Raw genomic sequence first — 13,446 nt, 5'->3', positions numbered from 1 at the left:
TCACCAAGAATTACTAATCTAAAAGGTTTATAAAATTTTATGAATAGAAAAGATTACTCAAACAACTTCTTTAAGTTCCTCTCAAATGGAGGATAAACAACGCCTCTGTCTGTTATTATTGCCGTCAGATACTTGTGAGGCGTAATATCAAAAGCTGGGTTGTAGACATCAACGTCTGGAGCGATCTTACAGCCGCCGCATGTCAGCACTTCCTCCCTGCTGCGCTCTTCAATTGGTATCTCCTTGCCGCTCTTAAGGCTCATGTCAATTGTTGATAGCGGTGCAACTGTGAAGAATGGAATCCCGTGCTCCTTAGCTAATACAGCCAAAGTATAAGTTCCAATCTTATTTGCAAAGTCGCCGTTTGCAACGATTCTATCGGCACCAACAATTATGGCATCGACCTTCCCCTGCTGCATCACAAAGCCAGCCATATTATCGGCAATGAGCTTGAGTGGGATACCATCATAGTGATACTCCCACGCAGATAAGCGAGCACCTTGCAAAACCGGTCTTGTCTCGTCAACCCACAGTAAGTTGAGCTTTCCTTCTTTGTGCATAACTCTTAGAACAGCACCAACAGTGCCGAGATGAACAGTTGCCAAGCTTCCGGCGTTACAATGAGTTAGTACATTTCCCTCTGGCAGAATTTCAGCTCCAATGTGTCCCATCCTTAGGTTTGCTTCAACATCTTCATCCGCTATTTTCTGAGCTTCCCTGACTATCAAACGCTTTATTTCAGCTAAGCTGTCCTCTCTATGTTCTTCGACAAGTTTTTTTATTCTATTCAATGCCCAGAAGAGGTTCACCGCTGTTGGACGGGTGTTTTTCAGGATCTCATATGCCCTGTAAAACCCATCAAAAAACTTGTCCTTTGTTTCTGCCTTGTTCCTCTCGGCATATAAGGCTAAACCAAAAGCAGCAGCTGCTCCTATAGCTGGAGCACCTCTCACCTGCATTGTCTTTATGGCTTTTGCAACCTGCTCAACAGTGCTTAGAGGTATGACCTTAAACTCCCGGGGTAAAAGCCTCTGATCAATGAGGTAAACTTTCTTATCTTTATACTCAACACTCCTTGGGAGCTTTGTAAGTTCCTCTGGCTTGTACTTAAGCTTCATTTTCATCACCTAATGAACTTCTCAAATTTCCGATTTAAGCTTTGTTCTTTATAAATTTAAAAATCAAAGATGTGGCGAATATATCTGAGATTTGCTGTAGCTAACCACTAAAATTCTAAAAACGAACATTATTTTCGAGGTTAAACAATAATAAACGATTAAAAACGGTTGTTAACGATAAAAAGGACAAAAAGTGATATGGGGACTTTTTTATAAACAAACGTGAATGTTAATTGACGATTTCGTGAAAAAAGCTTAAATACAACGTTTTTAGTAAAAATAAGTGAGGTGAAAGCGCATGATGGGAAGAAAAATACTTGCCCTCTTGTTTGGGTTTTTGGTTTTAGCGAGTGCAACACCCTTATCAAGGGCTCAGAGTGAAACAGCAACCAGCTTAAATTTAGTAATATTAGTGAGTGATAATGAAGCTGACCATGCTCTGGCTGAGAAAATTGCTGAGTACCTAAATGCATCTGTGGTCGTAACACCGTGGGGAATCTACGATCCAAATGTTACGTCGGAGATAGTTGCAAGAGCTCCCGACTTAGTTCTTGTAATCGGAGGCCCCAATGCTGTAGTTGATCAATATCTAAGTGACCTCCAAGATCTTGGAATACCATATGTCAGGAGATGGGGAGCAAACAGATATGAAACCAACCTTGCAGTACTTCAGTACCTATTTGAAAACTACTCCGAATTGATGAAAAATGTTAAAGTTGTCATCGTTTACGGAGAAGATGTAACGGCAATTAGAAAAGCTGAAAACATAACAGGAAGGACAATCATAATCTATGTGGATAAGGACAATTTTGAAAATCAGACTCAAATACTCAATTTGCTAAACATAACGGGGGTCATTATAATAAACACTCCATACTCAGGGAATATTACAGAAAAGGTCAGGGAAAGAGTTCGTGAAAAGCTTAACGCCAATGTAACTTGTGAAAATGTAACCATATCCGCAGAAGATGCCTTGCTTGCTATTCAAATTGCAGAGAACAGAACAGCCCTTGCTGAATCATTAATTGCAAACACCTCTATTCCTGCCGCCGAAAAACTCCTCGAGAAGGCAAAGGATCATCTCCAAGAAGCTAAAGAGGCATATAATGAAACGAAATATGGAAAAGCGTACGGACTTGCCATTGCAGCCAAATCACTTGCAGAGGTCGTCATAAAAATGGGCAGTGAAGAGATGCAGGTAATGATGCACAAAAATGAAACTATGAAGCTTAAGATACAGCTGGAAAAACTTGAAGACATAATTGAGAGACTTGAAGAGCTTGGATTCAATGTAACGGAGGAGAAGAGCCTATTGGAACAAGTAGAACAAGCATATGATAATGGGGACTATGAGTTAGCTAAGCAACTTTTAGCTCAGCTTAGAGATATGATAAAAACAAGGTATCACGGTGAAAAAGAGCTCATAAGGGCAAGATGGGAGGAAAAAGAAAAGCACCACGGAGAAGGCAAGGAGCACAAGGAAGAGAACCATCATGAAGAGGGACACCACGAAGACCACCATAATGAGAGTGGCGAAGAAAACAACGGCTGACACATCTTTGATTTCCACAATTTTTTAATCTTTAGCAATGTTAAAAGAGTCTGGTGGTGCCATGAAGATTTTTGTAACGGGAGTGCCTGGAGTTGGGAAAACGACCATTGTTCTTAAAATTGCAGAAGATCTCAGAAAAAGTGGCTTTAGGATAGGCGGGATGGTCACACAGGAAGTTAGAGAACAGGGAAAGAGAGTTGGATTTAAGATCAGAGCGCTTGATACTAACGAGGAGGGTATTTTGGCATGGGTTGGAGAAGGCTATCCCAGGGTTGGAAAGTACGTCGTGAATGTTGAAGATTTAGACAAAATAGGGGTTTCTGCAATAAGAAGGGCCATCCGAAATGCAGATGTCATAATAATTGACGAAATTGGTGCGATGGAGTTCAAGAGCAAGGAGTTTGCAAAGGTTATAGAGGAAGCTTTGAGGAGTGAAAAGCCTCTGCTGGCAACTCTGCATAGGAGATGGGTGCATAGATTCAAAAACAGGGGAAAGCTCTATGTCCTAACAGTTGGGAACAGGGAAAAGATAAGAGAAGAAATCTCCCATGAGCTTTTGAAAGTACTAAGTCCTTAAATCTCTACCAGAATTATTGGCTTACTTTCGACCTCAAGTATCTTGGCTTTGACACTATACACTCTTTCCAAAACTTCTGGTTTGAGGTCTTTTGTATTCCCCCTCCACTCAACTTTCCCTTTGTTTAGTAGGATAATTTCATCAGAGTACTGTAATGCCAAGTTTAGGTCATGCATCACAGCTATAACTATCTTCTCCTCTTTGATGTCCTTTAGGAGGTTCATTACAAGCAGGGCGTGGTTGATATCCAAGTGAGATGTAGGCTCGTCTAAAAGAATTATCTCGCTTCCTTGAGCCAATGCCCTCGCAATGAGGACAAGCTGGTATTCACCGCCACTTAAGTTCGTCACAAATTCTTTTCTTCTTTCCCACATCCCAACTTTCCTTAGGGCTTCTTTTATATCGCCCCTTGTTGCATATGTGCCCATTTCAACAAACTCTTCAATCGTGAAGGCAAATTCCGGAACAGAGGTTTGAGGAACGTAGGTGATAAACTTTGCCCGTTCTTTAGGTTTTAACTCAATCAAGTTAATGTTATTAAAGTTCACATACCCCTCAGGCTTAAGAATACCCACCATGCACTTCAGCAAAGTGGACTTGCCCGCACCGTTGGGGCCAATGATAGCAAGGAGAGAGTTCTTTTGAGCAGAAAACTCCACATCATGAAGGATTCTTCGTGAACCATATGAGAATGAAACATTAACTTCAAGCATAAAGTTCCCCCCTTTTACGCTTCATAAGGAGGTAAATGAAGAAAGGCGCCCCAAACAGAGCCGTTATTATGCCTACAGGTATTTCAGCAGGTTTTAGTACTATCCTTGCCAGTAAGTCTGCAAATACCATTAATGACCCTCCAAAGAGAGCTGCTGCTGGTAAGAGGTTTTTGTGGTTTGGTCCAAACACTAAACGCATGGCATGGGGACTTATGAGTCCAACAAATCCAATTATTCCGCTTGTTGCAACAGCAAACGCTGTAAGCATGGAGATCACAAATATTATAATTTTTCGATAGAAGTTCAAATCCAAGCCGAGTGCTATGCTCTCTTCTCCAAAAAGCAGAAGGTTTAACTCTTTCCACCTAAGCATCAAAAATGAAAATCCCACAATAGATGAAAAAAGAACAAGTTTGACATCATCCCACGTTGCCCCGTTGAATGTCCCCATGAGCCAGAAAATTGCCATGTGGATTCTTTCTCTTCCAACATAAAGGAGGTACGAAGTTACAGCATGAGCAAAAAACCCAAAGGCGATTCCTGCCAATAAAAGAGTATCCACCGGTATGTGGTCATCAACTTTTGAAATATTGTAAACAATAGCAACTGAGATCAAAGCACCAATAAGGGCAAAAACCCCCATGTGTGTTGGAAAATACAAAGCCGCCAAGGCGGCACCTACAGCAGCTCCACCACTTATTCCTAATATGTAAGGATCTGCAAGAGGATTTTTAAACAGAGCTTGGGAAGCTGTTCCAGCAGAGGCAAGGCTGAGTCCCACAAGATATGCAAGTAACACACGGGGCATTCTTATCTGAAGTATTATCGTCTCAGTTGTGCCAAGTTTCTTGGGGTTATATACTGCCAATTTTAAATTTTCAAGGGTGAATGTACCCAAAATCTTAGAAAAAGGCAAATTAACTGATCCAAAAGCTATGCCGGTAAAGATAAGGATGAGTGAGGACAACACCAGAGTCATGAATTTTTTCATATTTCCACCTGGATTATTTGTCCATCTTTTTCTTAAAAATCTAACTCAACAAAAGGCTAAATACTATGAAGTCTAAACAATTTTACTGGTGATGAAAAATGAGGAGGATACATATCCCATTATTTTTGTTGATGATAATGATATTGACTGCCTTGCCTCCTACTCATGCTGAGGTTGTTGCTCTTGTAAAAAATCCACGTCCTCCAGTTATAGTTGTTGGAAACCTTTATCCAAAATTCCTTACTGTTTCCCCAAATATTTCATATACAGTTTATCTTTACGGTATAGATGACATTGGAATTGTAAAGATGGGAATTTACTATAGGGTAAACAGAGGAAATTGGAAGTGGCTCTATGCTTCAGAAGCTACGGTAAACGAAAATGAGACTATGTATAACATAATAACAAGTAGGTTCTTAACCCAGAAATTCAATTTCACGACATTTTATGGAAAGGTAGCTATACCCCCTCAACCTCCAGGAAGTTTAGTTGAATTCAAGGCAGTTATTGAGGACAAAGAGGGAAACATTGTTGAAAGTCCTGTAGGGATATATTTTGTTCCGAATCCTGGGGGCAAAAAGATACTTATAGTTGATCCTTCCCTAAAACTTTGGGGAATGGTTCAAAATCTCAAGGATTTGGATTTGATGGTCAATCTCTCCTTTGAAAGATATCATTATAACATGAGTGACTACAAAGATGTTCTCTCCATACTCAGACCTTTTGGTAAACACCCCGATTTCCTGAGTTTCCACAACTGGCAATATCTCGCTGATGAATACAACATTGCGGTGATAACTTCCAATGAACTGTCCTCTGCATTAGAAGAGTTCAAGCCAGATGTGATTATTTTATCTAACTTGTGGATGAAAGAGTGGGAAATTTCAATGAAGGACATATACAAGCTTCTCAGATATCTTAGAGCAAACAATGCTGGACTAATAGTGACCCACGGTACTTTGTATGATGGGACGGTATTTAACAACAAACTCATAAAGTTAGGTTCGAGTAAACATATTGGAGGATTTGAAGCGTACAAAAACGGCAGTATAGCAACAGCTTTGGGACTTGAGCTTTTACCCTTCATCGAGGAGGTAAAGCTGAAAGCAATTGAATTGGGAATGCCCTACTTAGCGGAGATACCCTCAATTTTGCCATTTATACCTTCATCTGCCAAGATCGGAATAAAGAACAGAGAAATCATCAAGAGTACTTCACTTCTTGAATTCACAAATGAGACAAGAACTGCTTTTGGATGGCAATATTTGCTGCCTCCTAAAAGCTTAAAGTTTGCAAAGGATAGGATTCGGAGTTTAAAGCTTGATGTTAAAGATGACATTAAGGAGTTTGCCGAACTTCAAGAAGAGCTTTTTGGGAATTCAAATTATCTAAAAAGCGTATCCGCACTAGATTTCACACTGATTGACAAAATCATTGGTTCAAAAATCTTAGACGACAAAATTTCAATTCCTGTTGGTTTTAAAACGCTCAATTTAACTGCATCTCAGGAGATTATCGAAAGAATTAGATTGCTGAAAGCAATAAATCCCGATATCATTGACATAGTGGCGCTTTCAACTGACTACATGGGAGCAATAATAACAAGAGATCAGAAACATAGAGGAGACGGATTCAGGAGTGCATATGTTTCCTTTGAAGTTGAAGCTGGTGGGAAGAAAGAGTTCAAAGTCTTAAAGGACTTGATTGAATGGACTTCGGAATTTAGACCCATTAAGACATTTGCCCCAATTGTACAAACAGTTATACTTGCAAATGACATTGATTGGGAGATAAAAGGAAAAGAACTCAAGAAATCCTTAGAAAGCTTTGGAGTAATGGTTATTAGAGCAAGACCTCAGGAGTTTGAGAAGTTCAAGAGCTCGAGATTTATAATAATCCTTGGGGGTCCAAAAGCATACGATGGAGTGGGAAAATATGTACAACAAGCACTAAGCTTAGAAGAGCAGGAGAGGGTTATCCAAGGGGAGCAGGGGATATTTATTAAAAGAGATGTCTGGACAGAAAAGCAAATTGTGATAATTCTTGCTGGAAAAGACAGAAATCAAACAGGAAAAAAAGTAAGCAAATACCTAAGTGGTGTAAATGAGGAATACATAGATCTTCTTGCAGAGTTCTTTGTGGAGTAAAATTTACTTTGTGTGTTTTTATTAATATTTCCGAAAGAGCAAAAAGCAAGCAGTTTTGGTGCCCCGGCCGGGATTTGAACCCGGGGCGCGGGCTCGAAAGGCCCGCATGTTTGACCGGGCTACACCACCGGGGCGTCCAATATCTTAAGCCCTAAGTCCATTTAAAAAGTTTTCGTTCACAATTCTTTTAAATTTGCACTTCCCTTCTGAATTTGATGAAAAATGCTTGGAATTAGAGTTCATAAACATGAAGGTGAAAAAGCAAGAAAAAAGCTTATCGAGCTTGATGTTCTGGATAAAAACTACAAAGTTAAGCGAGAAGGAGATTTCCTAATTTTTCCCATAAAAGAGAGAGTTGAGGGATTTGAAATCGTTGAGACTGAATTTGAACCGATTGAAAAGAGACCCCACAGCTATCGGGAGGTTGTGAATATTCCCGACCGTCTGAGATCTCTTCTTCCCTCTTCCTTCGATATAATTGGAGATATAGCAGTAATTGAACTCCCAGAGGAACTTATGGAGTATGGAAAACAAATTGGAGAGGCAATTTTAAAAGTTCACAAGTATATAAAAGCTGTTTTCGCAAAAGGAAGCGCAGTTTCTGGAGAATTTAGGATTAGAGAGCTCATCCATTTAGCGGGGGAAAAGAGGACAGAGACATTGCATAGAGAAAATGGAATAAAGCTTAAGCTGGATGTTGCGAAGGTTTATTTCTCCCCTCGCTTAGCTACAGAAAGAATGAGAATCTTTAAAAAAGCTAAAGAGGGAGAAATAGTCTTCGATATGTTTGCTGGTGTTGGCCCTTATTCAATTTTGCTTGCAAAAAAAGTTAGGCTCGTTTTTGCATGCGACATCAATCCCTGGGCGGTAAAATATTTAGAAAAAAATAAGAGACTGAATAAAACGCCCAATGTAATTCCAATCTTGGGAGACGTCAGAAAAGTTGCTGGTCAGATTAAAGCCGATAGGGTCATCATGAACCTTCCAAAGTTCGCACATGAATTTTTAAGAGAGGCTATGCTGAGTGTAAAGAGCGGGGGGATAGTACACTATTATGGATTCTCCCATGAAGATAACTTGTTTGGGGAACATGAAGAGAGAATCAAGACTGTTGCAAGAGAGCTCGGGAAAAAAGTCAAATTTTTGGAGCGAAGGAAGGTTAGGCCTTATGCCCCCTACCAATATAACATCGCTATTGACTTTATAGTTTATTAACATTGCCTTTCCATTTTTGTCTTTGTCATTCTTGACTCTATGAACCTCACAAGGAAGTTCTCATCAAACTTAAGTTTTCTTCCATCCAGATAGGCCCTATAAATCTCAATTGCCTCCTCATCTTGAATCTTCTCAAGAATGTTCATAATATCATTCTTTCTGAGGCTTTTTGCTCCATTAATTAGGGCTAAAAGTCTTGCGGTTTCTCCAGCTAATATATGCATCAGCTTTGTATTCCCCTTAGATCTCTTGATCAGCTTTAAAATTCGCTCTATTCTCCAGTCCAGAAGATCCTCAAATTTATATTTTGGCAGAACATCTGCTATATCCTTGCCGTAAACGACGATGTGGTTTTCAAGAAAATCTTCTTGATAGATGGTCAAAAACTTGAAAGGAACTCCTTTTCTCAGTGGATCGCCTATATTCTCCAGATATTCCCATGCCAAGTCAACTTCAACGGCATTGACTTCCTTGATGCAATCCTCCAAGACCTGCTTAAGCTTTGGGATAATTGACTCGTCTTTTATTATCACTGCAAAAAAGTCCAAATCGCTTACATTTTCGAGAAAATCTCCCCTTACAAATGAACCATAAATGATTAAGGAATAAAGCCCATTTTTTAGCTCATCATCTTGGATGATCCGCTTTTTAATGCACTCTAAAAACTCCATAAATATCACGGCTCTTTAAGCTTTGGCTTCGGCTCAGCTAAGCTTATCGTTCCGTTAATTTTCTTAAATGACACTCCATTAATAACATTACTTGGTGAGGGCACAGCTTTTTCCTTTTCATCTTCCACTATCCAGCTTAGTTTATCTCCTATTGCCACCTCAAGAGCTTTGATAATTCCGTGGGGTCCCTCAATAATGTATTTTGCAGCTTCCCTGGGGATGTAAACACGCCATGGCTTGGCTTTTTTGAAATCTACAACTTCTCTTGCTGAGTTCAGAAATATGACATCAATGCTCTGAAGCATGAAAAACATGTGTATTGAAGCATTTGCCCTTGTTTCGGCTGGCAGAATGAACACAAGAGCATAATTGACGTGGGGAGTAAGCATTAAACCTTTAAACCTTTTAAAAAAAGTGTCCGCCAATTTGACTTTTCCGTGCCACACCCTGTTCTTAGTTTCGTTGATTAGCATGTTCAATAATTAAAAGTCATGATTGATAAAGTTTCCGTGAGGAAAACTTAAGAAAAACAGAAAATTAAAGCTCGCCTTTTAGAGCTTTTTCTCCAAGCTCAAATCCCTTGTGGAGAGCTTTCAGGTTTATCTGCTCTGTTCCTTTTGGAACAGCATCCAAAACTGCCTTCTCTATTGCTTCTCTGCTTACAATTTCAGTTAATGCAACAAATAACCCCAATGCCAAAATGTTCATCGTTAAGCTCAGTCCTGTTGTTTCTTCAGCAATTTTAGTAAGTGGCAAAGCATAAACTTTGAGCTTCAATTTTTTCTCGACTTCTTCATTTCTGTGTGGGATCAAATCCTTCTCGATGATTAGTATGGCGCCCTCCTTTAGATGAGTGAGGTATTTTTGGTAGGCTTCTTGTGATAAGAAAACTGCATAATCTGGACGTAAAGTTTTTGGATAGTCAATTGGTTCATCACTTATAACAACTTCAGCCTTGCTTGCCCCACCTCTTGACTCGGGACCATAGGACTGAGTTTGAACAGCGTAAAGACCCTCATAAACTGCTGCAGCTCTTCCGAGAATTACACTTGCCAAGATGACACCCTGACCGCCAAAACCGCTGATGAGGACTTCTTTCCTCATTCTTCCCACCCCATTATCTTCTTTGCCCTTTTCTTGTACGCTTCGTATTCCTCATCCAAGCTCGGCCTGTCCCTGTCAACAAATTCACCAATAATAATCTTACCTTCAAGTTCCTCTGGGCTCATGTTCTTTGCTTTGCTTATTGGCACTGTAATCTTGTTGTACCACTTTATCAGCTCGGGGGCAGTTTTCATTCTGTTTCTCCTTCCGAAGCTGATTGGGCAGGGTGAAAGGAACTCAACTAAGCTGAAACCTTTCTTTTGTAAAGCTTTCTTTATGCTGTTTATACCCTGAATATAGTTAAAGACAGTCCATCTTGCGACATAGTTTGCCCCAGCGGCAACAGCAAGTTCAGCGATGTCAAATGGATTTTCAAAGCTTCCGTATGGTGCCGTGGTTCCTCTAAGTCCTTTAAGTGTAGTTGGTGCTACTTGTCCTCCCGTCATTCCATATGTGAAGTTGTTGATGAGTATTACAGTGACATCCAAATTCCTCCTGATTGCATGGATGAAGTGGTTTCCGCCAATTGCTGCTGTGTCTCCATCTCCCATAAATGCTATGACCTTCAAATCTGGATTTGCCATCTTTATTCCAGTGGCAAAGGCTAAAGCTCTTCCGTGAGTTGTGTGCAGACCATCAAAGTCCACAAATCCTGGAACTCTTGACGAACATCCAATTCCGCTCACCCAAACTACCTCATCTTTGCTCCAACCGAGCTCATCGATTGCCCTCAGTGTGTATTGTAAAACTGAACCAATACCACAGCCAGGACAGAAAATCGTTGGAAGCATGTCCTTTCTTAGATATTTGTCTCTAATTTCATAGCTGAGCTTCAGATACATTTCTCACACCTCTTAACGGCTTTAACAATCTCCTGAGGTGTATGAACTTCTCCACCAATCTTCGGAATAAGTTCAACTCTTGCTTTTCCATTTGCTCCTTCTTTGACAAGATGGTACACCTGCCCGAGGTTCATCTCCGGAACGTAAATTGCATTTACCTGCTCTGCTATCTTTTCGATCATCTCAAAGTCAAAAGGCCATACAACGTTGAGCTTAAGCAAGCCTGCCTTAATTCCCTCACTGCGGAGCATCTTTACAGCCCTAATTGCAGAACGAGCAACGATTCCATAGCTTATTATTGCTACTTCAGCATCATCAAGATCAAAAGTTTCATAATCGATGATATCTTTTTTGTTCTTTTCAATCTTGTTTACAATTCTTTCAATAAGCTTGCGGTGAATTTCGGCATCTACTGTCTTTGGTCTCCCTTTCTCATCGTGGGTAAGTCCGGTAACATAGGTGCGATAGCCTTTTCCAAAGATCGGCATTGGAGGTATTAAATCACCGTGAATATCACCAAATGGATACTTTGCTTCCTCTTCATTTGAGGGCAACTTGCGATAAACTAATTCTATATCTTCTGGATTAGGTATGTCAACTTTTTCACGCATGTGTCCAACTTCAGCATCCGTAAGCAGAATAGCTGGTGTTCTGTACTTTTCAGCCAAGTTAAATGCCCTAATGGTCATATCAAAAGCTTCCTGAACGGTTGCAGGGGTTAATACTATTAAGCTGTGGTCTCCGTGAGTTCCCCAAATTGCTTGCATAACATCACCTTGAGCTGCTAAAGTGGGCTGCCCCGTCGAGGGACCACTCCTCTGAACGTCAACAACGACTATAGGTGTTTCAGTCATAATGGCATAACCTAAGTTCTCCATCATCAAACTAAAGCCTGGACCACTTGTGGCAGTCATTGCTTTAGCTCCAACCCATGAGGCACCAATAATAGCAGCAATGCTTGCTAATTCATCTTCCATTTGAATAGATACACCATCGACAAGGGGCATGTAGAGAGCCATTGCTTCAAAAATCTCACTTGCGGGAGTTATTGGGTAACCTGCATAAAATCTACACCCCGCTAAAATTGCAGCCCTTGCTATAGCTTCATCACCCTGTATAAAATCACTTTTGCCAACGGGAAATGGATATTTCATTTCGATCCCTCCTCATAACCAACCCTAAAAGCTTTCAGATTAATATCTTCGGTTCCTTTTGGAACTCTCCTCCTTATGGCCTCTTCAACACTCTCTTTCTTAACAACTCCAGTTTTGGCAACCAGATAACCAAGAGCCACCATATTGACTGTCAAAGCCAGTCCTGTTTTTTCCTCCGCCAATCTTGTAAAAGGAGCCCCAATAAACTCTCTATCTGGCTTAACCAAATCGGTATCGATTATCAAAAGCCCATCTTTTCTGAGTGAGTCTTTTGTAGTGTCATAGCCAAGCTGAGCCAAAGCCACAAGAACATCAGCCTTGGTGACAATCAAGTCGTAGATTGGTTCCTTTGAAATGATAACATCAGCTATTGAGTGTCCACCTCTTGAAGCTGAGCTGTAATCTTGAGTCTGAACAACATTTAGTCCTTCAATTGCAGCGGCTTCACCCAAAATTACACCTGCCAAAACAACACCCTGCCCACCTATACCGGCAAGCCTAATCTGCATCTTCATCACCCAGACCAAAGTGCTCGGCAACTTCTTCAATCAGATTATTAAGCTCTTCCGTAAACTCTGGTCTTTGTCTGTTAACAAATTCTCCAATCACAAATTTGCCCTCTAATTCTTCTTTGCTCATGCTCTTTGCCTTGCTTATTGGTATGGAGTTCTTAAGGAACCATCTGAGCATCTCAGCCGGTTCTTTCATCTTATTCCTCCTGCCATACTGGACTGGACATTGTGAGATGACCTCAACAAGTGAAAAGCCCTTCACTTGGAGAGCTCTCTTTATGCTCTCAATGAGCTGGTAAACGTGAGCAGTTGTCCACCTTGCAACATAACTCGCTCCAGCTTCAGCCACAACTTCGGCTATGTTCAAAGGATGCTCTATGTTCCTGTAGGGGGTTGTTGTAGTTTTGGCACCAAAAGGCGTTGTTGGAGCCACTTGACCGCCAGTCATTCCGTAAATGAAGTTGTTCACCAAGATGACTGTTATGTCAATATTTCTTCTCGCCGCGTGAATGAGATGATTTCCTCCAATCCCAGCTAAATCGCCGTCTCCACTAATCACGACGACCTTTTTATCTGGCAGACCAACCTTAACACCTGTTGCAAAGGCTATTGCCCTTCCGTGGGTTGTATGAAGGGTGTCAGCTAAGAAGTACGGTGACGCAATCCAGGCTGAACAGCCAATTCCGCTCACAACAACCAAATCCCTTGGGTCAATCTTGAGCTGGTCAACTGCATTTGCAAAGGCATTGAGAACAGTGCCACCACCACATCCGGGGCATAAAGCTGTCGGCAAAGCCTCTTTTCTCAGATATCTTGCCATTTTATATTTGGTGTAAATCTCCTTGGCCAT

The 13,446-nt window shown here is 40.8% G+C and carries 14 protein-coding genes and 1 tRNA gene; 4 read left to right on the top strand and 11 right to left on the bottom strand.

The genetic code is table 11. The features are described 5' to 3' along the window. Positions 1-53: 53 nt before the first annotated feature. Positions 54-1,118, bottom strand: a complete 1,065-nt coding sequence (gene mtnA, locus VFC49_RS01265; RefSeq protein WP_324736566.1) for an S-methyl-5-thioribose-1-phosphate isomerase — start codon at positions 1,116-1,118, stop codon at positions 54-56. Positions 1,119-1,416: 298 nt separating this feature from the next. Here mtnA and VFC49_RS01260 point away from each other — a divergent pair, with 298 nt between their 5' ends. Next, positions 1,417-2,670 (top strand): hypothetical protein, encoded by a 1,254-nt coding sequence (locus VFC49_RS01260; RefSeq protein WP_324735843.1) that lies wholly within the window; start codon positions 1,417-1,419, stop codon positions 2,668-2,670. Positions 2,671-2,731: 61 nt separating this feature from the next. Beyond that, positions 2,732-3,247: an NTPase gene (locus VFC49_RS01255; protein ID WP_324735842.1), complete on the top strand. Its 516-nt coding sequence runs from the start codon at positions 2,732-2,734 to the stop codon at positions 3,245-3,247. Here the strand turns inward: VFC49_RS01255 and VFC49_RS01250 are convergent. Continuing rightward, positions 3,244-3,960: an ABC transporter ATP-binding protein gene (locus VFC49_RS01250; RefSeq protein WP_324735841.1), complete on the bottom strand. Its 717-nt coding sequence runs from the start codon at positions 3,958-3,960 to the stop codon at positions 3,244-3,246. The two genes, VFC49_RS01255 and VFC49_RS01250, sit on opposite strands and share 4 nt — an antisense overlap. Then, positions 3,953-4,951 (bottom strand): FecCD family ABC transporter permease, encoded by a 999-nt coding sequence (locus VFC49_RS01245; protein ID WP_324735840.1) that lies wholly within the window; start codon positions 4,949-4,951, stop codon positions 3,953-3,955. The genes VFC49_RS01250 and VFC49_RS01245 overlap by 8 nt, the downstream gene beginning before the upstream one ends. 98 nt (positions 4,952-5,049) lie before the next feature. Here VFC49_RS01245 and VFC49_RS01240 point away from each other — a divergent pair, with 98 nt between their 5' ends. Beyond that, entirely contained in the window at positions 5,050-7,098 is a 2,049-nt protein-coding gene (locus VFC49_RS01240) for a hypothetical protein (protein WP_324735839.1), read from the top strand. 56 nt (positions 7,099-7,154) lie between these two features. On the opposite strand, the gene VFC49_RS01235 is transcribed toward VFC49_RS01240, so the two are convergent. Then, a tRNA-Glu gene (locus VFC49_RS01235) sits at positions 7,155-7,232 on the bottom strand. 88 nt (positions 7,233-7,320) lie between these two features. Here VFC49_RS01235 and trm5b point away from each other — a divergent pair. Continuing rightward, positions 7,321-8,313 (top strand): tRNA (guanine(37)-N1)-methyltransferase Trm5b, encoded by a 993-nt coding sequence (gene trm5b, locus VFC49_RS01230; RefSeq protein WP_324735838.1) that lies wholly within the window; start codon positions 7,321-7,323, stop codon positions 8,311-8,313. On the opposite strand, the gene VFC49_RS01225 is transcribed toward trm5b, so the two are convergent. The 7 genes from VFC49_RS01225 to VFC49_RS01195 all read right to left on the bottom strand — a co-directional run bounded on the left by VFC49_RS01225 (position 8,310) and on the right by VFC49_RS01195 (position 13,446). Beyond that, positions 8,310-8,984: a nucleotidyltransferase domain-containing protein gene (locus VFC49_RS01225; RefSeq protein ID WP_324735837.1), complete on the bottom strand. Its 675-nt coding sequence runs from the start codon at positions 8,982-8,984 to the stop codon at positions 8,310-8,312. The genes trm5b and VFC49_RS01225 overlap by 4 nt on opposite strands. 5 nt (positions 8,985-8,989) lie before the next feature. Continuing rightward, the gene (locus tag VFC49_RS01220) at positions 8,990-9,457 is read right to left on the bottom strand and encodes a DUF192 domain-containing protein (protein ID WP_324735836.1); all 468 of its coding nucleotides are present in this window, start codon (positions 9,455-9,457) and stop codon (positions 8,990-8,992) included. Positions 9,458-9,521: 64 nt separating this feature from the next. Next, entirely contained in the window at positions 9,522-10,088 is a 567-nt protein-coding gene (locus tag VFC49_RS01215; RefSeq protein WP_324735835.1) for a 2-oxoacid:ferredoxin oxidoreductase subunit gamma, read from the bottom strand. Then, positions 10,085-10,930 carry a 2-oxoacid:ferredoxin oxidoreductase subunit beta gene (locus VFC49_RS01210; protein WP_324735834.1) on the bottom strand — a complete coding sequence of 282 codons (846 nt, stop codon included), beginning with the start codon at positions 10,928-10,930 and terminating at the stop codon, positions 10,085-10,087. Before VFC49_RS01210 ends, VFC49_RS01215 begins: the two co-directional genes overlap by 4 nt. Next, on the bottom strand, positions 10,921-12,084 hold the full coding sequence (locus VFC49_RS01205) for a 2-oxoacid:acceptor oxidoreductase subunit alpha (protein WP_324735833.1): 1,164 nt from the start codon (positions 12,082-12,084) through the stop codon (positions 10,921-10,923). Before VFC49_RS01205 ends, VFC49_RS01210 begins: the two co-directional genes overlap by 10 nt. Next, a complete protein-coding gene (locus VFC49_RS01200; protein WP_324736565.1) occupies positions 12,081-12,593 on the bottom strand; it encodes a 2-oxoacid:ferredoxin oxidoreductase subunit gamma in 513 nt (170 codons plus the stop codon). Before VFC49_RS01200 ends, VFC49_RS01205 begins: the two co-directional genes overlap by 4 nt. Further along, on the bottom strand, positions 12,583-13,446 hold the full coding sequence (locus VFC49_RS01195) for a 2-oxoacid:ferredoxin oxidoreductase subunit beta (protein ID WP_324735832.1): 864 nt from the start codon (positions 13,444-13,446) through the stop codon (positions 12,583-12,585). Before VFC49_RS01195 ends, VFC49_RS01200 begins: the two co-directional genes overlap by 11 nt.

Source organism: Thermococcus sp. SY098 (assembly GCF_035621495.1).
Classification (GTDB): domain Archaea; phylum Methanobacteriota_B; class Thermococci; order Thermococcales; family Thermococcaceae; genus Thermococcus_B.
The sequence above is the reverse complement of the archived record's forward strand: the minus strand, read 5'-3'. Positions and strand labels throughout refer to the sequence as shown.